The sequence below is a fragment of the Novosphingobium profundi genome (genome assembly GCF_018491765.1).
GTDB lineage: Bacteria > Pseudomonadota > Alphaproteobacteria > Sphingomonadales > Sphingomonadaceae > Novosphingobium > Novosphingobium profundi.
In genome coordinates, this window is sequence record NZ_JABWCU010000011.1 from 134,716 (window position 1) to 161,018 (window position 26,303).

At 66.5% G+C, this 26,303-nt stretch carries 22 protein-coding genes; 15 read left to right on the forward strand and 7 right to left on the reverse strand.

Features of this window, described 5'->3' with window-relative positions; genetic code table 11:
* The first annotated feature begins 36 nt into the window (after positions 1 to 36).
* The 6 genes from HT136_RS14040 to cobA all read left to right on the forward strand — a co-directional run bounded on the left by HT136_RS14040 (position 37) and on the right by cobA (position 9,810).
* Positions 37 to 1,746 carry an ABC transporter ATP-binding protein gene (locus HT136_RS14040; protein WP_214200422.1) on the forward strand — a complete coding sequence of 570 codons (1,710 nt, stop codon included), beginning with the start codon at positions 37 to 39 and terminating at the stop codon, positions 1,744 to 1,746.
* Positions 1,747 to 2,032: 286 nt separating this feature from the next.
* On the forward strand, positions 2,033 to 3,271 hold the full coding sequence (locus tag HT136_RS14045; protein WP_214200423.1) for an alginate export family protein: 1,239 nt from the start codon (positions 2,033 to 2,035) through the stop codon (positions 3,269 to 3,271).
* Between the two features lie 272 nt (positions 3,272 to 3,543).
* The gene (gene nirB, locus HT136_RS14050) at positions 3,544 to 6,048 is read left to right on the forward strand and encodes a nitrite reductase large subunit NirB (RefSeq protein WP_214200424.1); all 2,505 of its coding nucleotides are present in this window, start codon (positions 3,544 to 3,546) and stop codon (positions 6,046 to 6,048) included.
* Positions 6,048 to 6,404, forward strand: a complete 357-nt coding sequence (gene nirD, locus HT136_RS14055) for a nitrite reductase small subunit NirD (protein WP_214200494.1) — start codon at positions 6,048 to 6,050, stop codon at positions 6,402 to 6,404. Before nirB ends, nirD begins: the two co-directional genes overlap by 1 nt.
* A 5-nt stretch (positions 6,405 to 6,409) precedes the next feature.
* Positions 6,410 to 8,986, forward strand: a complete 2,577-nt coding sequence (locus tag HT136_RS14060; RefSeq protein WP_214200425.1) for a nitrate reductase — start codon at positions 6,410 to 6,412, stop codon at positions 8,984 to 8,986.
* Entirely contained in the window at positions 8,986 to 9,810 is an 825-nt protein-coding gene (gene cobA, locus HT136_RS14065) for a uroporphyrinogen-III C-methyltransferase (RefSeq protein ID WP_214200426.1), read from the forward strand. Before HT136_RS14060 ends, cobA begins: the two co-directional genes overlap by 1 nt.
* Positions 9,811 to 9,937: 127 nt before the next feature.
* On the opposite strand, the gene HT136_RS14070 is transcribed toward cobA, so the two are convergent.
* A complete protein-coding gene (locus HT136_RS14070; protein ID WP_214200427.1) occupies positions 9,938 to 10,867 on the reverse strand; it encodes a zf-HC2 domain-containing protein in 930 nt (309 codons plus the stop codon).
* On the reverse strand, positions 10,864 to 11,361 hold the full coding sequence (locus tag HT136_RS14075; protein ID WP_214200428.1) for a sigma-70 family RNA polymerase sigma factor: 498 nt from the start codon (positions 11,359 to 11,361) through the stop codon (positions 10,864 to 10,866). The genes HT136_RS14070 and HT136_RS14075 overlap by 4 nt, the downstream gene beginning before the upstream one ends.
* An 84-nt stretch (positions 11,362 to 11,445) precedes the next feature.
* On the opposite strand from HT136_RS14075, the gene HT136_RS14080 reads away from it, so the two are divergent.
* On the forward strand, positions 11,446 to 12,717 hold the full coding sequence (locus tag HT136_RS14080; protein WP_214200429.1) for a S8 family serine peptidase: 1,272 nt from the start codon (positions 11,446 to 11,448) through the stop codon (positions 12,715 to 12,717).
* A gap of 151 nt (positions 12,718 to 12,868) precedes the next feature.
* Positions 12,869 to 13,813: a hypothetical protein gene (locus HT136_RS14085; RefSeq protein WP_214200430.1), complete on the forward strand. Its 945-nt coding sequence runs from the start codon at positions 12,869 to 12,871 to the stop codon at positions 13,811 to 13,813.
* A 364-nt stretch (positions 13,814 to 14,177) separates the two neighbouring features.
* On the opposite strand, the gene HT136_RS14090 is transcribed toward HT136_RS14085, so the two are convergent.
* Positions 14,178 to 15,017, reverse strand: a complete 840-nt coding sequence (locus tag HT136_RS14090) for a bestrophin-like domain (protein ID WP_214200431.1) — start codon at positions 15,015 to 15,017, stop codon at positions 14,178 to 14,180.
* A gap of 258 nt (positions 15,018 to 15,275) precedes the next feature.
* Between HT136_RS14090 and HT136_RS14095 the strand changes: the two genes are divergently transcribed.
* Positions 15,276 to 15,926: a response regulator gene (locus tag HT136_RS14095; RefSeq protein ID WP_214200432.1), complete on the forward strand. Its 651-nt coding sequence runs from the start codon at positions 15,276 to 15,278 to the stop codon at positions 15,924 to 15,926.
* On the opposite strand, the gene HT136_RS14100 is transcribed toward HT136_RS14095, so the two are convergent.
* The 3 genes from HT136_RS14100 to HT136_RS14110 form a co-directional block, all read right to left on the reverse strand.
* On the reverse strand, positions 15,893 to 16,738 hold the full coding sequence (locus HT136_RS14100; RefSeq protein WP_214200433.1) for a sensor histidine kinase: 846 nt from the start codon (positions 16,736 to 16,738) through the stop codon (positions 15,893 to 15,895). The genes HT136_RS14095 and HT136_RS14100 overlap by 34 nt on opposite strands.
* 184 nt (positions 16,739 to 16,922) lie before the next feature.
* Positions 16,923 to 17,840: a formylglycine-generating enzyme family protein gene (locus tag HT136_RS14105; protein ID WP_214200495.1), complete on the reverse strand. Its 918-nt coding sequence runs from the start codon at positions 17,838 to 17,840 to the stop codon at positions 16,923 to 16,925.
* Positions 17,841 to 18,048: 208 nt separating this feature from the next.
* The gene (locus HT136_RS14110) at positions 18,049 to 19,143 is read right to left on the reverse strand and encodes an outer membrane beta-barrel protein (protein WP_214200434.1); all 1,095 of its coding nucleotides are present in this window, start codon (positions 19,141 to 19,143) and stop codon (positions 18,049 to 18,051) included.
* 183 nt (positions 19,144 to 19,326) lie between these two features.
* Between HT136_RS14110 and HT136_RS14115 the strand changes: the two genes are divergently transcribed.
* The 6 genes from HT136_RS14115 (at position 19,327) to HT136_RS14140 (ending at position 25,093) form a co-directional block, all read left to right on the forward strand.
* Positions 19,327 to 20,532, forward strand: coding sequence for a BamA/TamA family outer membrane protein (locus tag HT136_RS14115; protein WP_246543705.1), 1,206 nt, complete (start codon positions 19,327 to 19,329; stop codon positions 20,530 to 20,532).
* A 110-nt stretch (positions 20,533 to 20,642) separates the two neighbouring features.
* Positions 20,643 to 21,620 carry a SphA family protein gene (locus tag HT136_RS14120; RefSeq protein WP_214200435.1) on the forward strand — a complete coding sequence of 326 codons (978 nt, stop codon included), beginning with the start codon at positions 20,643 to 20,645 and terminating at the stop codon, positions 21,618 to 21,620.
* A gap of 183 nt (positions 21,621 to 21,803) precedes the next feature.
* Positions 21,804 to 22,625 (forward strand): hypothetical protein, encoded by an 822-nt coding sequence (locus tag HT136_RS14125; protein WP_214200436.1) that lies wholly within the window; start codon positions 21,804 to 21,806, stop codon positions 22,623 to 22,625.
* 153 nt (positions 22,626 to 22,778) lie between these two features.
* Positions 22,779 to 23,615, forward strand: a complete 837-nt coding sequence (locus HT136_RS14130) for a DUF2092 domain-containing protein (protein WP_246543706.1) — start codon at positions 22,779 to 22,781, stop codon at positions 23,613 to 23,615.
* Positions 23,612 to 24,208, forward strand: a complete 597-nt coding sequence (locus HT136_RS14135; RefSeq protein ID WP_246543707.1) for a hypothetical protein — start codon at positions 23,612 to 23,614, stop codon at positions 24,206 to 24,208. The genes HT136_RS14130 and HT136_RS14135 overlap by 4 nt, the downstream gene beginning before the upstream one ends.
* A 39-nt stretch (positions 24,209 to 24,247) precedes the next feature.
* Positions 24,248 to 25,093: a bile acid:sodium symporter gene (locus tag HT136_RS14140; RefSeq protein ID WP_214200437.1), complete on the forward strand. Its 846-nt coding sequence runs from the start codon at positions 24,248 to 24,250 to the stop codon at positions 25,091 to 25,093.
* A gap of 29 nt (positions 25,094 to 25,122) precedes the next feature.
* Here HT136_RS14140 and HT136_RS14145 read toward each other — a convergent pair whose 3' ends face one another.
* Complete coding sequence (locus HT136_RS14145) at positions 25,123 to 26,013, reverse strand: porin family protein (protein ID WP_214200438.1); 891 nt, start codon at positions 26,011 to 26,013, stop codon at positions 25,123 to 25,125.
* Between the last annotated feature and the right edge of the window lie 290 nt (positions 26,014 to 26,303).

A 26,303-nucleotide genomic window follows, 5' to 3' on the forward strand; every position in this document is an offset into this window, starting at 1 on the left:
CCACGCCAACCACCTGACTTAAAAGGAAGGAATGCCATGGGTACGATCCTCTCGCTCTCGGGTGTGCGCAAGTCCTACACCGGCCAGACCGGGTCCGTGACGAACGTTCTTGATGGCATCGACCTCGATGTCGAGGAGGGCGAATTCATCGCCATCCTCGGGTTCTCCGGCGCGGGCAAGACCACGCTCATTTCCACCATCGCCGGGCTGGTCGAGCCCGACGCCGGAGACATCCTTCTGCATGGCGCGCCGATCGACGGGCCGGGCAAGGACCGGGGGCTGGTGTTCCAGTCCTACTCTCTGTTCCCCTGGCTGACGGTGGAGAAGAACGTCGCGCTGGCGGTCGATGCCGTGCACAAGGACCGAAGCAGGGCCGAGCGCGCCGCACTGGTGCGCCAGAAGGTCGAACTCGTCGGGCTCGGCCACGCGATGGACCGCAAGCCGGCGCAGCTTTCGGGGGGCATGCGCCAGCGTGTCTCGGTGGCCCGCGCGCTGGCCATGGAGCCCGAGATCCTCCTGCTCGACGAACCACTGTCCGCACTCGACGCGCTCACCCGAGCGAAATTGCAGGACGAGATCGAGCGCATCCGCAAGGAGGAGAAGCGCACGATCATTCTCGTCACCAACGACGTCGACGAGGCTTTGCTGCTGGCCGACCGTGTCGCGGTCCTGACCCCGGCGCCGGGCGCGCGCATCGGTCGGCTGTTCACCGTCGACGTGCCGCGCCCGCGCGAGCGCGAGGCGGTCAACGACGACGTGCATTTCCAGGCCCTGCGCCGCGAGATCGTGGGCTATCTGGGTCAGCTCAACGATGCGGGCTCGAGCGTGGGCGAGAGCCGCGTCGCGCTGCCCGAAGTGGTCCCCATCGACCTCTACGCCAGGGGCGAAGAGCCGAAGGCGGAGGTCGAGCTGCCCAAGGCCTATGTCGAGGCCGGCCAGTCGGCGGTCGAGAACCGCTATCTCGAGTTCTTCAAGCTGCACAAGGTCTACCCCACGCCCAAGGGCCCGCTGACCGTGGTCGAGGACTTCAACCTGATCATGAACCGGGGCGAGTTCGTCTCGCTCATCGGGCACTCGGGCTGCGGCAAGTCGACGGTGCTGACGATGGCGGCGGGGCTCAATGCGATCAGCGCGGGGGGCATTGTCCTCGACAACCGCGAGATCACGGGAGCAGGGCCCGACAAGGCGGTTGTATTCCAGGCGCCGAGCCTGATGCCCTGGCTGACCGCACGCCAGAACGTGTCGCTTGGCGTCGAACGCGTCTATCCCCACGCCAGCAAGGCCGAGCGCCGCGACATCGTCGATTACTACCTCGAACGGGTGGGGCTGGGCGATGCGATGGACAAGATGGCCGCCGAGATGTCGAACGGCATGCGCCAGCGCGTCGGCATCGCGCGCGCCTTCGCGTTGTCCCCGCGTCTGCTGCTGCTCGACGAGCCTTTCGGGATGCTCGACAGCCTTACCCGCTGGGACCTGCAGGACGTGCTGGTCGAAACCTGGAACCGCACCAAGGTGACCGCGATCATGGTCACCCACGACGTCGACGAGGCGATCCTGCTGGCCGACCGCGTGGTGATGATGACCAACGGCCCGCGCGCCACGATCGGCAAGGTGCTCAAGGTCGACCTGCCGCGCCCGCGTGACCGCAAGGCATTGCTTGAGGATCCCAAATTCTACGAATACCGCCAGGAAGTTCTGCACTTCCTCGCCGAATACGATCACGGTCCCGCAGCCAAGGCCGCGTGACGACCAGAACCGCAACGGCGGTCTGGGAAAACTCCCGGAGCCGGGGGGCTGGCTCCGGGAGACACATCAGGGTTCCGCACGCGGGACCAGGCGCGCGCTCATGAGGGGCGGGGGACGGGCAAGGGGGCTCGTCATCCGAAGCGCTGCACGGGACGGCCAGGTCGCCAGGCGCCGGCGTCTCTCGGGCGGGCAAGGACGTCTGCCTTCGATTTTCTGCTTTTGACCCGTTTGTGGAAGCAATCGGCGTGCCTGCTTGGGGGTGGGGCGCCATCGGAGGTGAACGACGATGAAGACCGTACATTCTATCGCGGCATTGGCGGCCGGAGCCGCGGCCCTTGCCTTATCGGCGCCCGCGTTCGCCAAGGCGGGTGATCCCGTCACGGTGAGCGAGGGCGTGACGATCGACCCGATCGTCGAGGGGGTCCTGCGCTACGAGCACGTCGACCAGGACGACCTTGATCTTGACGCCGACGCGCTGACGCTGCGCCTTCGCGCGGGCGCGGAAATCAACGTGCACGGCTTCTCGGTGCTGGGCGAGGCGGAAAGCACGCTGGCGCTCGTCGACCATTACAACGACACCATTCCCGGCAATCATGGCTACCTCGGCGCCGAACCCTATTCGACCGTCGCCGACCCGCAGAACGTGGAAGTGAACCGTCTCCAGGTGGGCTACAAGGGCAAGGCGGGCTCGATCACCGTAGGTCGCCAGCGCATCATTCACGACGATGCGCGTTTCGTGGGTAACATCGGCTGGCGCCAGAACGAACAGACGTTCGACGCGGTGCGCGCGCAAGGAACGCTGGGGCCGGTCCTGCTCGACGCCAGCTACTCGATCTCGCAGCGCTCGATCTTCGGGGCCGACAGTCCGAACAAGTACTGGGACGGCGATTTTGTCCTGCTCGAGGGCGGGGTCAAGGTCGCGGGTGTGAGCCTCAAGGGCTTCGCCTATCTGCTCGACTACGACACGCGCCTGGCCCTATCGAGCCAGACGTATGGCGCGATCGCGACAGGGGCGATCCCGCTCGGCGCGAAGACGAAGATCGACTTCAAGTTGCGCTACGCGCGCCAGAGCGATTACGGCGCAAACCCGAGCGACTATGCGACCGACTACCTCAACGGCGAACTGGGCATCGCGCTGGCCGGCTTCGGCCTCAAGGGGGGGTACGAGCAACTCGGCAGCGACCATGGCCTGGCCGCCTTCCAGACCCCGATGGCGACTGCGCACGCCTTCAACGGCTGGGCGGACCTGTTCCTGACGACGCCGAACGCGGGCATCCAGGATTACTACGGCGGCCTGTCCAAGGCGCTGGGCAACGCCGGGCCGCTCAAGGGGCTCAACGCGGCGGTGATCTATCATGAATTCGACAGCGATTATGGGCAGATCGACTATGGCCACGAGTGGGACGCGAGCCTGGGATTCAAGGTTTCGAACTACGCGATCCTGCTGAAGTACGCGAATTACAACGCGCAGAGCTTCGGCACCGATACCGAGAAGGTCTGGGTGCAGCTGGGCTTCGCGTTCTGAATGGCTTGCGGGGCTCGAAATGGGCTCCGCGCCGCGACGGCTTGCCGAAAAGCCGTCGCGCAATACCTGGACGGCACGATTTCACTTGCCGATTACGTACCGAATCAGTTAAAACTCATCCAAGCGAGAACGCGCCGTCCGCAGTTGGACGATCTTAAGCGCCTCGCCATCATTCTGACAACGCGTGGCAACGAAGCCGCCCGTACCAACCCACCAAAGGGTTTGGTTCGAGGCGGTTTTTTCGCGTGCGCGTCGTGAACGGAGGCATCGACGTGAATGCACCTGTGAACCTCAAGCCCGAGGGCCCGTCCAAGGGGCAAAGGGAAAAGCTCGTCGTGATCGGAAACGGCATGGCCGGTTGCCGCGCGGTCGAGGAAATCCTGGCGCGCGATGCGGACCGCTATGAGATCACCATCTTCGGCGCCGAGCCGCGCGTGAACTACAACCGCATCATGCTCTCGCCCGTCCTCGCCGGCGAGAAGACCTTCGATGAAATCGTCATCAACACGCCCGAGTGGTACGCCGAGAACGGCATCACCCTGGTGTCGGGGGACCGGGTCGAGCGTATCGATCGGGACACCCGCAGCGTCGTCGCCGCCTCGGGTCGCATCGAGCCTTACGACACATTGCTGATCGCCACCGGTTCCGATCCCTTCATCATTCCCGTTCCGGGCAAGGATCTGGATGGGGTGGTCACCTTCCGCGACCTCGACGACGTCGACAGGATGCTGGCCGCGGCGGGCAAGGGGGGCTCGGCCGTGGTCATCGGTGGCGGGCTGCTCGGGCTCGAAGCGGCCCACGGCCTGACCTTGCGCGGCATGAAGGTCACCGTCATCCACCTCATGCCCACGCTGATGGAGCGCCAGCTCGACGAGGCGGCGGGCTTCCTGCTGCGCAGCGAGCTCGAACGTCGCGGCCAGACCATCCTGACCGGCGCGAACACCAAGGAGGTGCTCGGCAAGGACGGCAAGGTTACGGGCGTCCTCCTCGAGGACGGCACCGAGATTCCCGCCGACATCGTGGTCATGGCAGTCGGCATCCGGCCGGCGACGGGCCTTGCCAGGGACGCCGGGCTCGAGGTCGAACGCGGCATCCTCGTCGACGACCACATGGTCACCTCGGATCCCGACGTGCTCTCGGTGGGCGAATGCGTTCAGCACCGGGGACTGTGCTACGGCCTCGTCGCGCCGCTGTGGGAGATGTGCCGCGCGCTCGCCGATCATGCGACGGGGCAGCCCAGCGGCTATGCGGGTTCGGTCACGTCGACCAAGCTCAAGGTTTCGGGCATCGACCTGTTTTCGGCCGGGGACTTTTCGGGCGGCGAGGGCTGTGAAGACATCGTCCTGCGTGATGCGGCGCGCGGCATCTACAAGCGCGTCATCGTCAAGGAGGGCCGGCTCGTGGGCGCGGTTCTTTACGGTGATACCGCCGATGGCTCGTGGTACTTCGATCTCCTGCGCAAGGGCGAGGATGTCTCGGACATCCGCGAGGCGCTGATCTTCGGCCAGGCCTTCGCGTCCGGGGGTGCGCTGGCGGACCCTAACGCGGCCGTTGCAGCCCTCTCGGCCGATGCCGAGATCTGCGGGTGCAACGGCGTTTCCAAGGGCCAGGTGGTTTCCTGTATCGAGGGCGGCGCGCATTCGCTGGATGCCGTGCGGACCGGCTGCAAGGCCTCGGCTTCGTGCGGCTCGTGCACGGGGCTGGTCGAAAGCCTGCTGGCCATCACGCTCGGCGGCGAAGTCGAGAGTGGTCCGGCGACCATGTGCAAGTGCACCAGCTTCACCCACGACGACGTGCGCGCGCTGATCCTGGAGAAGAACCTCAAGAGCATCCCGCACGTCATGCAGGAACTGCACTGGTCGACGCCCGACGGCTGCGCCTCGTGCCGCCCGGCTCTCAACTACTACCTGCTCTGCGCCTTGCCCGGCGCGTACGTCGATGATCAGAAGAGCCGCTTCGTCAACGAGCGCCTCCACGCCAACATCCAGAAGGACGGTACCTATTCGGTCGTCCCGCGCATGTGGGGCGGGCTCACCAATCCGCGCGAACTGCGCGCGATCGCCGATGTCGTGGAAAAGTACGATGCGCCGATGGTCAAGGTGACCGGCGGGCAGCGCCTCGACATCTTCGGGATCAAGAAGGAGGACCTGCCCGCGGTCTGGGCGGACCTCAACGCCGCGGGCATGGTTTCGGGCCACGCCTATGGCAAGTCCCTGCGCACGGTGAAGACCTGTGTCGGTTCGGAATGGTGCCGCTTCGGCACGCAGGATTCGACCGGGCTCGGCGTCAAGATCGAGCGCATGACCTGGGGCAGCTGGATGCCGCACAAGTTCAAGATCGCGGTCTCGGGCTGCCCGCGCAACTGCGCCGAGGCGACGATCAAGGACTTCGGAGTGGTGTGCGTCGACAGCGGCTACGAGCTGCACGTGGGTGGGAATGGCGGCATCAAGGTGCGCGCGACCGACCTCTTGTGCAAGGTCGCCACCGAAGAGGAGGCCATGGAGATGTGCGCCGCCTTCATCCAGCTCTACCGCGAAGAGGCGCGCTATCTGGAACGCACCGCGCCGTGGATCGAGCGCGTCGGCCTCGAACACGTCCAGCGCGCGCTCGCCGATCCTGCGGCGGTGCGCCAGTACGCGGCGCGATTCCGCTACTCGCAGACGTTCATGCAGGATGACCCCTGGGCCAAGCGCGCGGCTGGCGAACGCGCGGACCTGCACCAGCACCTGGCCACCGTGCGCCTTGGCCAACCGACCCCCGATCTGGAGAACGCATGATGTACGGCGACTGGCTCGATATCGGCCCCATCGATCAGATCGAGGCGGGAACCGCGCGCACGCTTCCGGTCGAAGGTGCCGAGGAACTGGCGATCTTCCGCACGCTGGGCGGCGAGTTCTTCGCGATCGTCAACGCCTGTCCGCACAAGCGCGGGCCGCTCAGCCAGGGCATCGTCCATGGCGATGTGGTGACCTGCCCCTTGCACAGCTGGAACATCTCGCTGCGCAGCGGCCGGGCGCTGGGCGGTGACGAGGGGTGCGTGCCGACGATCCCGCTCAAGCTGGATGCGGGACGCATCTACCTGTTGCGTTCAGCCGTGGCGGCCGCCGCGCAATCGTCCCCCCAGGCGGCTTGAACACCATGAACGCGATCCGCACGACATGCGCCTATTGCGGCGTGGGATGCGGCATCTCCGCCGAGGTCGCCGGGGACGGGGGACGGGGGGTGTCCATCTCCGGCGATACCCGCCACCCGGCCAACGCGGGGCGCCTGTGTTCCAAGGGAACGCATCTTGGCGAGACGGTCGGCCTCGAAGGGCGGCTGCTCCATCCGATGGTGGACGGCGTACGGGCCGACTGGGACCAGGCGCTTGGTGAAGTGGCCTCGCGCCTGCAGGCCTGCATTGCGCGCCACGGCCCGCAAAGCGTGGCCTTCTACGTCTCGGGCCAGTTGCTCACCGAGGACTATTACGCCGCCAACAAGCTGATGAAGGGCTTCGTCGGCACGGCCAATATCGACACCAATTCGCGTCTGTGCATGGCAAGCGCGGTGGCCGCCTATACGCGCGCCTTCGGAGAGGACGTGGTTCCCTGTTCGTACGAGGACCTCGATGCGGCGGATCTCATCGTGCTGGTGGGTTCGAACACCGCCTGGTGCCACCCGGTGATCTGGCAGCGCATCGAAAAGGCCCGCGAGCGGCGGGGCACCAAGATCGTCGTCATCGATCCTCGTCGCACCGAAACCGCCGAACAGGCCGACCTGCACGTCCCGGTCGCGCCCGACGGGGACATCGCGTTGTTCAATGCCCTGCTCGGGCGGCTGCGCGCGCTGGGACTGCTCGATACCGCCTTCCTGTCGGGTCGGGTCGAGGTTGACGCGGACTTCTGGGACGGGCTCGATGGCGATCCCGGCGTTGCGCCCGAGGTGTTCGAGGCGCTGTGCACGCTTGTCGCGGCGCACCCGCGCATGGTCACGCTGTTCTCGCAAGGGGCCAACCAGTCCGCATGCGGGACCGACAAGGGCAATGCGATCATCAACCTGCATCTCGCGACCGGCCGCATCAACCGGATCGGGGCGGGGCCGTTCAGCCTGACCGGCCAGCCCAATGCAATGGGCGGGCGCGAGGTGGGCGGGCTGGCCAGCACACTGGCGTGTCACCTTGGCTTTTCCGAGGAGGAGCGGCGCGAGGTCGCCGCGTTCTGGAAGGCACCGCAGGTCTGCGCGGGGCCCGGCCTCAAGGCGGTGGACATGTTCCGTGCCGTACACGCCGGGGAGATCAAATTCCTGTGGGTCATGGCGACCAACCCTGCGGTTTCGATGCCCGACAGCGATTTCGTGCGCGAAGCGCTCGAACGCTGCCCGACGGTGGTTGTCTCGGATGTGATCGCGCACACCGATACCGGGCGCTTCGCCGACATTCTCCTGCCCGCCGAGGCCTGGGGCGAAAAGAACGGTACCGTCACCAATTCGGAGCGCTGCATTTCGCGCCAGCGCCGCCTGTTCGAGAGCCCGGGCGACGTCCGGGCGGATTGGCGCATCATCGCGGGCGTCGCCGCACGCATGGGGTGGGAGCACGCGTTCGACTGGCCCGATGCAGCCTCGGTCTTCCGCGAGTACGCGCAGATGACCGGGCTTGCAGCCGCGCGCGGCAAGCGCCTCGACCTGACGGCCTGGGCCGATATCACGGACGCCGGATACGACGCACTCGAGCCGTTCCAGTGGGGCGGCGAGCGCCCGCTCGCCTGGCATTTCCCGCGCGCTTCGGGCAAGGCGCGACTGGTGCGGGTGCGTCCGGCGGCCAAGGCGGCGAGCCCGGCCTTTCCCCTTACCCTCAACACCTCACGCTACCGCGACCAATGGCATACGATGACGCGAACCGGGCTTTCGCCCCGCCTTTCGCAGCATCGTCCCGAACCGTTGGTCGAGGTGCATCCCCAAGACGCCACGCGCCTTGGCCTGGCCGATGGCGCTCTCGCACGGGTCTTGACCCGGCAGGGCGCTGCGGTGTTCCGCGTGGCCGTGAGCGAAGGGCAGCGTCCCGGCGAGATCTGCGTGCCGATGCATTGGGCCGACGCGATGAGCGCGGGGGGGCGCGCCAACCGGCTTTCGGCGCAGAAGGTTGACCCGCATTCGGGGCAACCCGCCTTCAAGAACGGTGCGGCCCGGCTCGAACCGGTCACGCCCGACTGGCAGGCCTTCCTGCTGCGCGGCGACGTGATTGCGCCCGAAGGCCTGCTCTACTGGACGCGGTCGCGGGTGGAGGCGGGTTGGCTTTACGAACTTGCCGGTGCCGGAGCTGTCGACCTTGATGCGCTGCTGCCCGAAGGCGAGAAGCTCGAAGTGGCCGATCTCGCGCGCGGGATGCGCCGGGTCGCGGTGCGCGGCGAGGGCGGGGAGCTCCTGGCGGCGGCTTACGTCACGCGCTCGGGCACCTTGCCGCCGCGCGGGTGGGTTGCGGGGCAACTCGGTCTAGACGCGGCGAGCGCCAGCGAAGTGCTGGCCGCGCGCCCCAGCACGCCCGCCCCCGATCGGGGCGCGATCGTCTGCGTCTGCCACGGGGTGGGTGAGAAGGATGTGCTCGAGGCGGCCAGCGCGGGTGCGGGCAGCGTGGCCGAGATCGGCACCTGCACGCGCGCGGGCACCAATTGCGGATCGTGCCGCCCCGCTATTTCCAAACTGCTTGCCACCTGTTCCACCAGTGCAAGGGAGCCTGCGTAATGACACGGAGTTCGGGCCCGCTGGGCCATCACGACGATTTCCCCGAGGGCACGGTCTGGTTGGTCGGTGCAGGGCCGGGCGATCCCGAATTGCTCACCCGCAAGGCCGAGCGCCTGATCGCGTCGGCGAGTGTGATCTTCCACGATGCGCTGGTGGGGCCGGGCGTGCTCGAGCTGGCCGCGCGCGGGTGTCGGATGGTCTACGTCGGCAAGCGATCGGGACGCCATTCCAAGGAGCAGAAGACGATTGACGCGCTCATCGTCGAGGCGGCGCTGGCGGGCGAGCGGGTGGTGCGATTGAAAGGCGGCGATCCGTCGATCTTCGGACGTTCGACCGAGGAACTGGCGGCGTGCCGCGGTGCGGGCGTTGCGGTGCGCGTTTGCCCCGGCGTCACCGCGGCGAGTGCGGCGGCGGCCGGGCTGGGGAATTCGCTCACCTTGCGCGGCCTCGCTCGCAAGCTGACCTTCGTGACCGCCCACGCGCGGGCCGGGGAGGAACTCGATCTGGATTGGAAGCGGCTCGCCGATCCCGAGGCGACCCTGGCGGTCTACATGGGCAAGGCGGCGGCGGCGTCCCTTTCGGCGCGGTTGATCGAAGCGGGGCTTCCGGCCTCCACTCCGGTCGCGCTGGTGGAGAACGCCAGCCTGCCCGAGGAGCGCCATTTCCACACGCGTCTCGACCTGCTTGCGCTCGCCGCGCGCACCGCGCTCGGCGATGGTCCGGCGCTGCTCCTGATCGGCGCAGCAATGGAGCGCCCTGCCGACGGCGCGCTTCGGCAAGACGAGATTTCGCTGCAATGCATTGCGGAAAGAATCTCGAAATAGATTGGTAATCAATCCCTTGTAGCCACCGGCCCGTACAAAGCTCGGCCCGGGGAGTGGACGAGGGGCGAGGCCGGTCCTTGGGCTATTCAGCCGGGGGCCGGTCTCGCTTTGCCGCCAGGCTCGGGGATTAGTTCTCCGGTGCGCGCCAGCCTTCGGAGAGGGCCTTGCGCTCCGCCTCGGCATCGAGAGCATCGCCTTGCGCCATGCCTTGTGCGGCCTGCATCAGCTCTGCCTCGGCCGATCCTGCCTGCCGGTATGCCGGTGAGGCGCCATGTGTGGGCACTTGCGCCATCGTGCGCTCGAGCACCCAGTCGCCCGAGGCGTTGCAGGCAATGCCCGCGCTGGCGCTATCCGAATAGACGCGGCAGAACTGCCCCGCCTCGTTGCGAAAGCTGGTCAGGATGCGCAGCGCGGCATCCTCGCCCTGGTTCGACGCCAGCTGGGTCTGGAGGCCCTTGGCGAGATCGCCCGAGGCCAGCAATCGGCCGTCCTGCTCGACCACGTCGGCGTCGGGCGTGGCGAAGCGGCCGAGGTCGAGGCTGGTCCCGATCATCAGCCCCAACACCAGCGAGGCGGCCAGTCCGGCGGCGAGCCCGGGGCGCGCGAAGATCGGTCCGCCGCGGACCGGCGCCTTGCCGTTGAGGCCGTTCGCGCCGGGGCGGCCCAGCTTGAAGGCGGATTTCGCCTTGGCCCGCGCGCGTTCCTTGCGCTCTTCTTCGCGACGCGCCTTTGCAGCGGCGAAATCGAGCACAGGGGCGGGCTTCGAGGCGCGCGTCGACGCGGCGTTGGCCGTGTTCGCAGCCGGCTCATCCTGGCTTTCGGGAACTGCTGCATCTTCGGCCATGGCCGCGGCGATCATCGCGCTCAACGCATCGGGCACCGGTTCGTGCGCGACGGGGTCGAGATGGCCTTTGAGCGTGGCGCGCAGGCGCTGTTCCGCTTCGAGCCGGGCCGCCAGCAGCGGGTCGGCGGCGAGCGCCTGTTCCACCGCGCGTGCCTCGGCCGGGTCCAGCTCGCCGTCCGCATAGGCAAGGAGCTGCTGCGTGCTGATGGTCATGCGATCTCTCCCAGTTCCTTCAGGAGCGCCTCGCGTCCGCGCCCCAGCCGCGATGTCAGGGTGCCTTGGGGTATGTCCAGAATCTCGGCTGCCTCCTTGTACGCGAAGCCTTCCACCATGACGAGGACTACGGCTTCGCGCTGTTCCTCGGGCAGGCGTGCCAGTGCCCGTTCGACATTGCCCAGTTCAACGAGGCTCTCGGCCGCAGGCGCGCCAACGGTACCCACGTTGAGCCCCTCGTCCTCGTGTACGAATGTCTGCGAACGGCGTGTCCGGGCGCGTACTTCATCGATCCATTGGTTGCGCATGATCCTGTATACCCATGCATCGAGCCGGGTGCCATCCTGCCACTGGTGGCGGGACTTGAGCGCGCGCTCGACGGTTTGCTGGCACAAGTCGTCGGCATCGGCGATGTCCTGCGTCAAACCGCGCGCAAAGCGCCGCAGGCGCGGCAGCAGCGCGGTCAATTCGGTGCAGAAGTGCGTTGTGCTCATACGAAATGTCGTGCCTGAGGATGAAACGGATGGGCCTGCGCGTTTCATCCACGAGTGCAAGAATTTCTGCTATCGGACAAGAGCATGAGGAAATGGGAACCCGGAAATCGACTTGGACGTCGACCTTGGCGCCGCATCGGCGCGGCGCTGCTGCTGCTTGCGCTGGCGGTGCCGGCACGTGCGCAACTGGGATTGCCGACAGGGCCGCTGGGCGACACTCTGGGGGGAATCGGCGCGAACTTGCGCGGGACCCTCAGCGATCTTGGCAACGGCACGCGCGATACCGTGCGCAGCGTGGTCGAGAAGCTCGAGGATGCTCGGGCGACACGCCTCAAGCGGTTCGTCGAGACGACGCCCGGTGTCGAGCTTGACGATGCCGATAACCCGGCGCGCGCCGGTGAAGTGCTCCTGCTCGACCCCGATCCCCGCGCGCTGGAGATCGCGCGCACCAAGGGGTTCGCGCTGATCGAGAAGGGCGCGCTCGACGGGCTCGATATCGGCTATGCGCGCCTCTCGGTGCCGGCTGGCACGAAGCTTGGCGAGGCGCTCGCGCAATTGCGCAAGGCCTTGCCCGATCACGATGTGAGCGCGGACCAGATCCATTTCCGTGCCGGCGTGACGCCGGGGCTGGCCGGGGCGGTCAGCGCCGCGCCCGCCGCGTTGCCGCGCGGCGGGCGGGTGGGGGTCATCGATGGCGGGATGACCGCGTCGAACCGGTTGGCCGCGCAGGAAGGGTTCGCCAAGGGCGCCCCGCGTCCCGACGAGCACGCCATGGCGATCGGATCGCTGCTGGCGGGCGCGGGAACGGCGCGGATCTATTCTGCCGATGTTTACGGGAGCGACCCGGCGGGCGGGGACGCGCTGGCGATCGCGCGCGCGCTGGCCTGGATGCAGGCCAAGGGCGTGCCGGTGGTTTCGATCAGCCTGGTCGGCCCCCAGAACCCGCTGCTCGCGCGGGCGGTGCGTGGGGCCCAGGCGAAGGGCATGCAGGTGGTCGCCGCGGTGGGCAACGACGGGGCGGCCTCGCCCCCGTCGTACCCGGCTTCCTATGCGGGGGTCATTGCGGTGACGGGGGTCGATGCGCGGGGACGCGTTCTGATCGAGGCTGGGCGGGCCGCGCACCTCGACTACGCGGCACCGGGCGCCGACTTGTCGGCCCGTGTCCCGGGCAAGGGCCGGATCGACCTGCGCGGCACGTCCTTCGCCGCGCCGCTCGTCGCCTCGCGCCTTGCCGCCCGCCGCGCGGGCGGGCTCGACGCCGCGGCGGCGCTGCACGCGCTCGATGCCGAAGCGGTCACGGGCGGCAAGGGCACGGCGCGCGGAATCCTGTGCAATATCTGCCGTTCGGGCCTCTAGAAGGGGGCCGTTCGAAAAAGATTTCGAAAAAAATGGATGCGGCGTGGATGAAGTTCGAAGGCCGATCCGTTCCTTCCACCAGAGACCCTCGCGGCGAGCACAGGACCTGCTCATGCGAGGGCGCACTGGAAACTCTGGAAGGAGAAAGATCATGAAGACGACCCTTTTCGGCACCGCCGCAGCGCTTGCCCTGATCGCCATGCCGGGCGTGGCCAATGCTCAGCTTCTGGGTGGAGGCGGCCTCGGTGGAGGTCTTGGCGGCAGCCTGGGCGGTTCGCTCGGTGGCATGATGGGTGGGACCATGGGCAGCGTGGGCAGTTCGTTCGACACGATGGGCAGCGCCTCGGGCACGGTTTCGCGCACCACCCGTACGGTTCGCTCGTCGGCGAAGGGGAGCGGCTCGGGCAAGGCCGATGGCGCGGTTTCGACTCCTTCGGCCAGCCTGCCCGACGCCTCGTCGGTGACGGGAGGCGTGGGCTCGGCGGCGTCGCAGGCCCAGGGCGCTGCCGGCAACCTGACCTCCTCGGCGGGTAACGCGGCCTCCTCGGCGCGCGGTCAGGCTGGTACGCTCACCGGAACGCTTGGCTCGGCAGGTTCTTCCGCGACGAATGCCACCAGCTCTGTCACCGGAGCGGCCGATGGCAGCGCCTCGGCGACGCGTGATGGCCTGGCACTGACCGGAACCGGCAGTGGGGCGGCCGACACAAGCGGGGCGGGATCGGCTTTGTCCGGTGCGCGCTCGGCACTCACTGCCCCGGTCGAGAGCGCGGGTTCGACAGCCGGTTCGGCCGTCTCCAAGGCTGAGGGCGCGGCGAGCGGCGCCAAGTCGACGGCGGCTAGCGCGCTGACCGAGGCGGGTTCGAAGGCGAAGACCGGCGCGGGCACGCTGACCGGTGCGGTGAGCGGGGCCGAAGCTTCGGGTAGCGGTTCGGGTTCGGGCGAAGGCTCGGCCGACACGCCGCTCGGCACGGCCTCGGGCAGCGGCTCGGGCGCGGGCCAGGGTTCGGCATCGTCGGATGGCGTGAACCTTGGCGCCAGTGCCTCGGCCTCGGCGAACGGATCGGGCGGGTCGGGCGCCTCGGCCAGCCTCGATTGATCCTCGCCTTTGGGCAGGCATGCAGTGACCGCCCGCGAACCCGGTGTTCGCGGGCGGTCGATGTGTGCATCGAGGAGGGGCTCGCTCGAAACGAGGTGCCGGACCGCCACAGGGGGGTGAGGGACGTGACGGCCCGGCAAGCCGGCTCTTGCGAGCGGCTGATAAGCTGATCCCGTGAAGCCATCGCGCGATGGTCGCGCGTTCAGCCGGGGGGTTAGGGTCGGCAAAACCCGGTGGCGTTGAGCCTGTCCGACCCCGCCTCCAACATGGCCTGCGGGACCGGTGTGCGCCAATCGGGGAAAGGCCGGATAAAGCCGGGCGGCCTCTACCCGGACGGTTGCACCGCAAGGTTGCCCCGGCCGCTTCAATTCCCCGGACTTGCGCGTTGGTCGGGGGAATCCGCGGGTAAATTGTCGAAACTTTGCGGAGGGTTATCGCGGATCATCGTGAGCACCTGCTCCATCGAGGACTGGTCTTCGCGAATTCCGCCGGAATCCGGCCGGTCGATGTCGATGACGAGGATCAGCGAGCCTCCGAAGAGCAGCAGCAGCAGCGCAGAGGTCGTGCGCGAGCGGCTGGCGCTCATGACGAATCCCAGAACCCCGGATGCGATGATCTGGTAGATGAGCAGCAGCAGGAACACTTCGGCGGGCACGTGCGTGCGGCGCGAATGCTGGCGGGCCGAATCCATGTCCATCAGCGCGTTCATGGAATCGAGGTAGGCGCTCGAGAAGTCGGTGGAGCTGATCGTGGGAAAGGCGGCCAGCGTCGCCTTCCACAGATCGATGACGAGCGTGTCGCTGCGTTCAAGGAGCCGCTTCTGGTCGGTGCCCATGCGCTGGCGGGCGAGGGCGTCGCGATTGGCGGTGTATTGAGCGAGCAGCTCGCTGATCCGCGCGCGGTGCGGGGCGGGCAGGAGCTGGGTGCGCAAGTAGGCCGTGCTGATCGCGTTCGATTCGTCGAGGACCAGCGAGCGGCGCGTTTCGTAGCGATCGATGGCGAGCGCGAAGGTGAACCCGACCAGCAGCGCTAGCAGCCCCGTCACCGCCGAGACGACATAGCCCTCGGCAGCATAGGCGCGGTCGGATTCGGGCTGGGCATGGCGGGTGCGCAAATACCACCCGAGCGCGGCGGCGAGAATCATCCCTCCGTAGAGGACCAGGCCGATGATCGGGATCGGCGCCATCAGAAGCCATTGTGCCACGTGCGAAGTCCTGCTGGTGCGAGGGGGTCACATTTCTTCAGACTTATCCGTGTTCCTATAGGTGTTTACCCGATAGTTTGGGGTGGCGAATCCGATGACTCAGGATTTGTTACTAGGTGGGGGACCAGAAGACATGGCTTTGAGGGCGCGCCATCGCGCGAATAGGGGGCAGCCCCGATGGGCAGTCCGGTCGCCGCGCGATCATGATGGCATCATGACAATCGACACCAAGAGCCGCCTTCGGACCAAGGAGGGGAAATGAGCAGCCCGGTTCGCCGCATCGTGCTTGCCGACGATCACGAGGCCATTCGCCTGGGCGTACGCTCGGTGCTCTCGGCGCATCCCGACTGGCGCGTCGTGGGCGAGGCGGGGGACGGCCGCGAAGCGCTCGAGGTCATTCGCTCGGTTCGTCCCGACATCGCGATCCTCGACTATTCGCTGCCGATGATGAACGGGCTTGAACTGACCCGGGCGATCAAGAAGGAACTGCCGCGTACCGAGATCCTGATCTTCACCATGCACGACCGCGAAGATGTGCTGGCGGAATTGCTGACGGCGGGCGCGCGTGGGTATCTGCTGAAATCCGAGGCGAGCAAGCACTTGCTGGCCGCGGTCGAGGCGCTCTCGGTGCGCCGGCCTTATTTTTCGGGGAACGTCTCGCAGACGTTGCTCGACCGCTTTGTCGAGATGGCTGCGCGTGAAGCTTCGGCAACCGCCCTGACCCCGCGTGAGCGGGAGATTGTCCAGCTCATCGCGGAAGGGCGGCTCAACAAGGAAATCGCGGCGATCCTCGATCTCTCGATCAAGACGGTCGAAACGCACCGCGCGGCCGCCATGCGTAAGCTCGACCTCAAGAGCACCGCGGACCTGGTCCGTTACGCGGTGCGCAACAATATCATTGAGCCTTGAAGGCCCAACGCTTCGAGGGGCTCGGGCATGATGGCGGGCAGTTCAGTTCGGAGCACAGACCGATGGGGCTGCGCACGATCGCGGTGACCGCCGTGCCTTGTTCCAGCGGAGTGACCCGGACCTCGCCCCCGACTTCGTTCCAGCGGAGTGACCCGGACCTCGCCCCCGACTTCGGTCATGCGCGTGGCCATCCCGCGCAGGCCCACGCCAAGGCCGGACTCGATCGCTTCGCGCGCCTTGTTGCCCAGACCGAAATCCCGCACGCGCAGGCACAGCCAGTTGCAGGTGCAGTGAAGACGCACTTCGGCACGGTCGGAATGGCTGTGCTTGAAGACGTTCATGAGCGCCTCCTGCGCGATGCGTAGGACGGCGAGCTCCATTTCAGCGGGTAGATCGTCGCGATAGCCGCGCGACTTGAAGTGGATGTCGATCCCCGTACGGGCCGACATGCCCAGGCAAAGTGCCTCGAGCGCACCGTCGAGACCGTATTTCTCGAGTTCGGGCGGATGCAGCATGTACGTCAGGCAGCGCATCTGTTCCTGCAGGCGGGCCACGATCTCGCGCGCGCTCCCACCGGACCAGTTTGCGCCTTCGCGCTCCGAACTGGCAAGTTCGAATTGAAGTTCGAGAAGGAGCTGTGCGGTAACGTCGTGCAGTTCGCGTGCGATCTGCCGGCGTTCGTCGTTGCGCGCCTTCAATACACTGAGACGGGTAGTTGCCTCTCCTTTCTTGTCCGAAACCGCCGATCTCCGCTCGAAGGCGCGCAAGGCGCCTTTCCGGGAGTTGAGAGCCTTCGTTGCGACAGATTGCATAGTTCCCCCATCGTTTGAAGTGCGATCCAAAGGGGTTACGGGGCGATGCTTCTTATTATTATAAATGTTTCGGAATTTCTCAGTAATTTACTCTCATCAATGTTGCCTGACAGCAACCAGTAATTAATATTAATCCTAAATTAATCTAGAGTATAGTGTTTAAAAGTGCGCATTTCCGCCGTCGTCAGGCTTGGCGGACGACGCAGCGAAATCCCACATGACTGGTCGATGTGTCGATCGGCTGGGCGTGGCGTGCCGCCGGGCGGTAACGATAGCAATAGTTGGGCGCGCACAAGTGCGAACCGCCCTTGAGCACCTTGCGGGGTATCCGGATCTGAGGCATCGCGGGGTCGTAGCTGTTCTCGCGCGCACCGCCCAACGGATTGCGCGGTGCGCAGCACGGCTTGCCCCCCGTCGCGGCCACGTGGTTGTCCGAGTAGTAGTCGGCCGTCCACTCCCAGACATTCCCGATCATATCGTAGATGCCGTAAGGGTTGGCAGGGTATGTGCTGACGGGAGACGTCCGAAGATATCCATCGAGCAGGGTGTTCTCGTTCGGAAATTCGCCCTGCCAGGTATTGGCCAGCGGAATTCCATCGGGAATCAGTTCGTCGCCCCAGGCATACTCGGCCCGGTCGAGGCCGCCGCGCGCGGCGAATTCCCATTCGGCTTCGGTCGGCAGCTCCTTGCCGGCCCATTGGGCATAGGCAAGGGCGTCTTCGTAGGCGACGTGCACGACCGGATGATCCTCGAGATCGTCGATTCCCGAGCCGGTGCCGAGCGGTTGTCTCCAGTTGGCATCGCGGCGAAAGTCCCACCATTGCCCGATGTCGCCGAGCGAAACCCGACGTTCGGGCGGCTGGAACACGAGCGAGGCCGCGTAGAGCATTTCGGGCAGAGCGCCGGGGTAGTCCGCCGGATCGGGCGCGATCTCGGCAAAGGTGACGTGGCCGGTTTCCTCCACGAAGCGGCGGAACTGGCGGTTGGTCACCGGTGTCTCGTCGATCCAGAAGCCGTCGACGGTGACTTTGTGCGCCGGCGCCTCTTCGGGATAGTGCCCGTCCGAGCCCATCCAGTAGGTCCCGCCCTCGAGACGCACCATTCCCGCAAGCTCGGGGCCAGCAAGATCGGGGCCGGCAAGATCGGGTTTGGGCAAGTCGGGCGGCGTGGTCTGCGGCAAGGTGGCTATCTCCTTCACATGTGCTCAATAGTCCGACAATGCACGTTGATCATGACAGCGTGTATCGGGAACCCTCGCAAGGCAACATAGGGGTAAACCCTGAGTCCATCGCAATAGTAAAATAAGAACTTTAGAAACGCACGCCGGTGCTGGCCAGGATTCGGGTCGAGGTCTGGCTCGCTTCGAGTTCGGCCTGCAGCGAGAGATGCCGGCCCAGCTCGACATTGAAACCGGCGACCAGCGCGAAGGGATCCTTCGTTTCCATGTCGACCTTGTAGCGCAAGTAGATCGGGTCGCCGTCGTCGAACACCGGGCCGCTGGCGACGACGCCCTGGACCGTGGTGTCGAGGTCGAAGTAGTTGCCGCCGAAATAGGGCGCGAAATACGTATCTTCGCCCAGGCGGAAGCGCGGACCGGCGCGCAGGCCGATGTTCGTCGACTTCACGTCGGATCGTTCCTTGGAGGAGATGCTTACGGTCTTGGCGAGTGAGCCCAGCACGAACCAGTGCTCGTTGCCGTAGACGAGGATCGTGCCCAGCGTGACGGTGGTATTCGAGACCTTGGTCTCGATCGGCAGGTTCACCGTTCCGCAGGGCTTGGCCGGTCGGCAGAACGGGAAGGGGGCGAAGGCGTCGACGTCGATGTCCACATCGATGCGGTTGGTGCCGCGCACTTTGCCGATCGACGTGAAGAGGTTGACGCCCGGAAACAGCCAGAGGTCGGCCTTGAACCCCAGCATGCGGTTGTCGCCTTCGAGCTTGCTGGTGGTCACGAAAGGCAGGGGCGCCATGTTCACGTCCGACGCTGGTGCGCTACCCTTGCTGACTGCGGCGGACAAGTTTTCCGAATCAAAGCTCGTCCGGTTCCACACCATCAGCATGCCCAGTCCCCAGGGTTCGGGTATGCGATAGCCGCGCGCGATCGCGGCGTTTCCGCCGATTGGGAAGAGGCGGTGGCGGGGCTTGGGGTTATCCGCCTCGATAGCGGCGCGACTTGCACCGGCCACCGGGCAGGGTGTCTCGGCGTCCGGATCGTTCGAGCACGGTGCCTGGGAGGAATTGGCGAAAACCCCTTCGGGCGCGTAGTTCACCGCCTGTATATCTGCAGGCCCGGACGTCGTCGCCGGCTCGCCGGGCGCGGCCATGGCGAGATCCTGTGCGCGCAGGGTGAGGGGGGTCAGCGCGAGGGCGCAGGAAAGCGAGGCGAGCGCGTAGCGTTGCAACATGGGGTGAGGATGGCCCGCGTGCGGACATGGCGCCATCGGGTGGAATCCCCATCCTGCCGAGGTGTGCTCCGCCCGGGGGGCGGTCCGCCACGGGTCTCTCTGGGGAGTACACCCGATAGGCGCGCGCGGCGATGCCGGGCTAGCTCTCCTGGTTTGGTTGCAAAAGGTACGAAAGGATGGCCGATGCGGGGGCTGGTGAATGCGGTGGTCTTCGGGGCCGGAATGGCGGGCCTTTGCACCATCGCTGAGCCCGCTTTCGGCCAGGCGGCCATCAACCTGCCCGAGGAAATCGACAGGCAGGCCGACACGCTGACGCCGGGGGCCGATCCGGAAGTCCACACAGAGGCCCCGGCGCCTCGCGGCGGTCCGCGTTTCGGAAAGGATCTGGTGGTGGCCCCAATCCCCGTTTCCAATCCGGCCCTCGGGACCGGGCTGATGCTGGCGGGCGTGCTCTATTACAACCCCAACGACGAGCCCACGCCCTGGGTGACGGCGGTGGGCGCCGGCTATACCAGCACCGACACCTGGGGCGGGGGGCTTTTCCACCAGATGTCGTTCGGCGGCGACCGCTTCCGCGTCGCGGCGCTTGCCGGCTATGCCGATGCAAAACTCAAGTTCTATGGCATCGGCGCGAATGCGGGGCAGACGGGTATCTCGGTCGATTTGCGCAATCGCGGCACCACGGCCTATCTCGATGGCGAGGTGCGCCTGTTCGACCATGGACTGCTTTCGAACCTCCACGTCGGGGCGCGGGTCAGCTATTTGCGCGTGCGCTCCGCGCTCAGCATTCCCACCCCGGGGCATCCCGATCTTGAACTGCCCGATTTCGAATTGCGCAGCGCCGTGTCCGCCATCGGCCCATCGTTCACCTTCGACACGCGTGACCACCCCTTCAATCCGCACAAGGGTGTGCTGGTGACCGGAACCTGGATGTTCGGCGCCGAATTCCTGGGCAGCGATTTCGAACACCGCAAGCTGGAGATCCTCTCGACCGGTTATTTCCCGCTCGGCAAGAAGACCGTGCTGGCGGTGCGCAAGACGGCCTGCGCGGTGAAGGGGAATGCGCCCTTCTACGACGTGTGCATGTTCGGGCAGCACGCGGATCTGCGCGGCTACGAGGCGGGACGCTACCGTGACGGGGCGACCTGGGCGTTCCAGCTCGAACTGCGCCAGGGGCTGACCGAAAAGCTGGGCATGGTCGGTTTCGGGGGCGTCGGCGGGATCGCGCAAAGCAGCAAGGACATCTGGAAGCACAGCTACGTGCTGGGTTCGGGGGGCGTTGGCCTGCGCTACCTCGCTTCGCGCGCGAACAACGTCAATCTGCGCTTCGACGTGGCCTGGGGCAAGGACGGGGCGGCCTACTACTTCGGTATCGGTGAGGCCTTCTGAGCCCGGGGGCGAGGGGCGATCAGCGGCTTGCCTGCGGGTAATTCCGGATTCGCGCGAGACTTTGGGTGCCTAGGCTGACGCAGGATACAGATTCTCGGCGGAGACCGACTATGAATTGGCTGGCACGGCATGCATCGCAGGCGGGGGTAATCGGCGCTCTGGCCCTGGTGATGGCTTCGGGCGAGGCGCAGGCGACTGAAAGCGGGGCCTCGCTCTACCTGCTGGGCTCGGGTGGACCGGGGACGGCGGTGATGCCTCCACTCGAGGGGGTCTATTACGACAAGCTGACCTGGGTCTATGACGGTTCCGCCAAGGCCGACCGCAGCTTTCCGGTCAATGGCAACATCGCGGTCGGTCTCGACACGACGATCGTCGCCGACTTCGAAACGCTGCTCTTCGTGCCCTCGACCAATTTCCTGGGCGGAACCCTGGCGATCGGGGTCACCCAGCCGATCGGCGCGCCGATGATCGACGTCGATGCCCTGTTGACGGCGCCGGGAGGGGCCGCATTCGCCGCCTCGGTGCACGACAGCGCGCTCACGACCGGCGACCCGGTGGTGCTCACCCAGATGGGCTGGGCGGCGGGCAAGCTGAACATCCAGGTCTCGACGATGACCAACGTGCCCATCGGCCACTACCGCGAAGGCGCGCTCGCCAACCTCTCGCTGCACCGTTGGGCGGTTGATGGTTCGCTGGCGCTGTCGTGGCACGATGCCGACAGCGGCTGGGACCTGACCGCGAAGGGGGGCTACACCGGCAACGGGCACAACCGCGATTCCGGGTACGACAGCGGCGACGAGATTCACTTCGAAGGCGCGATCGAGAAAGCCTTCTCGCCCAAGTTCTCGCTCGGCGTCCAGGGCTACTACCAGAAGCAGGTGAGCGACGATGGCGGGGCGCTCGGTCCGTTCCGCGGCGAAGTCTTCGCTCTGGGCGGAACGGCGGCGACGACGGTCATGATGGGGGGGATGCCCGCGACCTTCCGGGGGCGAGTGATGGAGGAGTTCGATGCCACCAACCGGCTCGAGGGTACGTCCTTCTGGCTCGATTTCACAATTCCCCTGCACATGAAGATGCCTGCGGGGTGAAGCTGCGAAAGGCCCTGCGGCTTGTCCCTTGCCCGCAGGGCCTTTCGCTTCGGGCGTATCGCGTCGGGCGGGCATGGCGCGCGCTCGCGGCGTGTTCACGCGCATCTACGGGTTAATGCCGATGGTCGGTTCACGTGCGGCCGCGCGAGGTTAGAGGCCCGGATTCGAAAGGGAATTGTCTTCATGAAAGCATGCGTTGTCGCCCTGTCAGGCCTTCTTGCGGCATTGGCCGCTCCGGCGCTGCACGCGCAGGAAAACGAGACGGCAGCGACACCCGCCGAAAGCTCGGGCGCGGACCTTGCCGAACAGTTGGCCAACCCGGTGGCCAACCTCATCTCGGTGCCGATTCAGTTCAACTACGATTGCTGCTACGGCCCGGCGGATGGCGACCGGCTGACGGTGAACATCCAGCCCGTCATCCCGCTTTCGGTCGGCAAGGACTGGAACCTGATCACCCGCACGATCCTCCCCGTCATCAGCCAGGGCGAGACGGTCGAGGGCGCGGGCGGGATGACCGGGCTGGGCGATGTCGTGCAGAGCTTCTTCCTCTCGCCCAAGGAGGCGAAGAATGGTCTTGTCTGGGGCGTGGGGCCGGTCATGCTCTATCCGACCGGCAAGACGGGGTTCTCGGGCGAGAAGTGGGGCGCAGGGCCGACGGTGGTCGTGCTCAAGCAGGGGGGCGGGATGACCCTGGGCCTGCTCGCCAACCACATCTGGTCCTATGCCGGGGATTCGCATCGCCCGGGGGTGAGCGCCACTTTCATCCAGCCCTTCGTGACCAAGACCCTGCCCGATTCGACGGCCTTCACGCTCAACACCGAAACCACCCGCGACTGGAAGTCCAAGACTTGGACGGTGCCGCTCAATTTCGTGGTGAGCCATGTCTACACGATCGGCAAGCAGCCGATGAGCTTCGCGCTCGGCGCGCGCTATTATGCCGAACGTCCGGCGGGTGGGCCGACCTGGGGGCTGCGTTTCGTGACGACGTTCCTGTTTCCCAAATGAACCGGGACATCTGCGACATCCGGTCGCGACCCGGCCAAGGGTCTGTCCCCTTTGCACTCAGCACAATTCCCGATGGGGCTCGGAGCCTGTGGAGGGGATAGTCGGCATCTCGCGAACGCCGGCCCGGACCGGAATGAGGAGGAGGGAAAAGCGATGCGCAAGACGAACATGCGACGGGAACGGTTGCGGGAAAGGCTGGCGGTTCGAACGGCGGGCCTCGCGGTGTTGGCTGGCCTGTGGCTGGCCGCTCCGCAGAGCGCTACCGCGCAGGACGATGCGAGCGCGGATGTCGCCGCGCCCGCGGCGGACCCGATCGATCCCGATGCCATGGCCGCGGTCGACGCGATGAGCGCCGCGTTGCAGAAACTGGTGAGCTTTACCGTGAAATCCGACGCCACCAACGAGGTCGTCCTCGAGGATGGGCAGAAGATCCAGTTCAGTGGCGGCGTTGAACTCCAGGTCCATCGACCGAGCGCGTTCAAGGTGACGACGAAGGCCGACACCCAGAGCCGCGAGATGTACTACGACGGCAAGAGCTTCACCATCTTCGCGCCCAAGCTTGGCTATTTCGCCAGCTTTGCCGCACCCTCGACGATCGGGCAGACGGTCGACAAGGCGCGCACCCAGTTCGACATCGAGGTTCCGCTCGCCGACCTGTTCCTCTGGGGAACCGATCAGACCATCCGCAGCCGCGTGCAGGCAGCCTTGGTGGTTCGACCCGAGACGATCGGCAATCGCACCTGTATGCACTACGCCTTCCGGCAGGAGCACGTCGACTGGCAGGTCTGGATCGACCAGGGCGGGCAGCCGCTGCCGTGCAAGCTGGTGATCACCAACCGCGACGACGAGGCCATGCCACAGTATTCGGCCGTGTTGCAGTGGGACCTGACGACGCCGGTCAGCGTCGCGCAACTGGCCTTCACCCCGCCGGCGGGCGCGCACAAGATCGCGATCACCGAAATTCCGGCAGTACAGGGAGAAGCCCAATGACGCGTTTTGGCGGCAAGGGGGCAGCGCTGTTCAGCGCATTTCCGCTCGTGTTGGCGAGCGTCTCGATCGAGGCGATGCCCGTGCCCACCGATACCGTGCCGGCGCGCGCACGCGTCTCGGGCGATCCCGGCTTGCCCGATGCGGGGCTCATGGCCCAGGGCCGACCCCGGCCGGGCGGCGGAGGCGGCGGACGGCCACCCGGCGGCGGTGGCGGGCGCCCACCTGGAGGAGGTGGTCACGGTGGCGGCCACGGGGGCGGTCACTCGCGACCTCCTGCGCGCGGCAGTTCGCACGGTTCGGTCCATCATTACGACCATGGTCGCCCACCTCCACCGCCCCACGGTGGACATTACGACAATCACCACCACTACGACCACTGGGACAGTTGGGACGATCACTGGCATCCGCTCGAGACCGCCGCGACGGTGGCGGTGACGGCGGCGGTGGTCGGCAGCATCGTGCGCTCCATCCCGCCCGATTGCAGCACGGTGATCGTCAACGGCGTCAGCTACTCGCAATGCGGCAGCACGTGGTACGAGCCGCGTTACTCCGGCTCATCGGTCCAGTATGTCGTGGTCAATCCTCCGCGCTGAACCCGTGGACGGCGAGCGGAGCGCAAGGAGGAGGGCGCCATGACCATCGTGCTTGCGCTCAAGCTGGGGGTTGCCCTCAGTATCGTGCTGATGCTTTTCGCGCTATCGCTGCGCGCGCGGTTCGCGGACCTGGGCTACATGATCGCGAACTGGCGAGAGGGGCTCGGCGCACTGATCGCCATGTTCGTGATCGTGCCCTCGGTTGCCATTGCGTTGGCGGCCTGGCTCGACATCAGTCCCGACGTCAAGGTGGCGCTCGTCGCGCTGGCCTTCTCGCCGGTGCCCCCGGTCTTGCCCGCCAAGCAGGTCAAGCTGGGGGCGAGTGCCGACTACGTCACCGGCCTCCTGATCCTGGCGACGCTGGCCTCGATCGTACTCGCGCCCTGGGGCGTGCCCTTCGCGGCCACGCTGCTCGACGCCCATTCCGGGACGCTTACCCCGATGGGCGTCGCGGCCCCTCTCTTAGTCACGATCCTGGCGCCGCTCGTGCTCGGGCTGATCGCGCGGCCCTTGCTCGGCCGGTTCGTCGCGCCTGTCGCCACCTGGGCGAGCCGGGTGGGAACCGCGCTGCTGCTGGTGGGCATGCTCGGGTTGGTGGTCCTGCTCGTGCCGGGCATCCTGGGGGTCATCGGGGAGGGAACGCTCGTCGTCCTGACGCTCTCGGTGGCTGCGGGCGTGGTCTTCGGGTATCTGTTCGGGGGGCGGGAACGCGGCAACCGTTCGGCGTTGGCGCTGGCGGCGGCCACGCGTCATCCGGGCGCCGCCATCGCCATCGCGACGCACAGCTTTCCGCTGGCCGATGAGGCGCCCGCGGCGATCGCGCTCGCCGCGATCGTCTCGGGCATCGTCTGCGTTCCGCTGCTTCGCGTGATGACCCGCCCCTGAAGACCGGGCAGGCCATCACGCAGAGGTTGTCAGAACGAGCCCTGGAGGATGAGCGCCGGTCCGTTGAGCTTGTAGCGCACGCGCCCGTCCCAGTACTCCTTGTCGACGCCGAGGCGATAGTCCACGTAGCGGTAGGCGATCCCGAGCGAGACATGGTCGAACACGCGATAGTTCACGCCGGCCTGCACGTTGACCAGCTTGCCGTCGTAGTCGCCCACCTTGAGCGAGAGATAGTCCACCCGACCGGCAGCTTCGAGCCGGGGGGCGATCTTCCAGGTGGCGAACAGGCCGACCGTCGGCAGGGGCGCGAAGACCTTCTTGACCCGCGTGGTGGCATCGATCGAACTGCCCCCGACCGAGGCCTCTCCCGAGATCGAGATCCGGAAGTTGGTGGCGTGAAGACCGATTGCGCCGCCGACTTCGAGGTCGGGCTTCTGGATGAAGGCGTAGCCTACGGTCAGGCGGTAGATGTTGCTGTTGAAGCCGCTGCGTACGCTGGCCTCGGCGGGATAGGTCGTGTCATCGAAGGTGATGTCGCGCTGCAACCCCACTTCGCCCGAGCGCTTGAGCCGGAAATAGTCCGCGCCGACCACGACATGTCCGAAGCGCGACCCGATCGAGACGGCGGGCACGACGTTCTCGCGATCGAGGTCGAGGTCCTTCTCCAGATCGATGTTGGTGCCGATCTGCGTTTCGGTCTTGGCGGTGACGCGCACCTGGGTGTCGACCCGGGGATAGAAGGCCTGGACGTTGATCCAGTAATTGTCGTCCAGCGTCTGGGCCCGGGCGGGTGCCTGCCAGGCCAGGGCAAGGGCCAGCGCGCCGAGGCCATAAGCCACGCGGAACGAGGCGCCGCCATTCGCTTCGAATTGATGATGCCATCCCTGTGTCCGCCGACTTGCGCGGCATTCCTGTTCCATCTCGCCGTCCTCTTGCAGGTACCTTGCGAACGCGGGAGGCGCGCGCGAGGCTAGATGCGCCGAGCGAGGCGCCCGAGGCGCCTTTTGGGAGCGCCGTGACAGGGATCGATCGACGGGACGGAAAGCCGCGCGATGTGCCGGCTCTCCGTCCATCGCCACATTAGCGCGTGCACAAGGCCGCTCTCATCGGGGTTTTCCCTAATTCGGTTTCGGGGATAGTCCCTTTTTCGTAAGGATTGAGGGCCTTGGAGCTTTGGCGGGCCTTTCGATCCGGGCTGGAACTTGCGGGA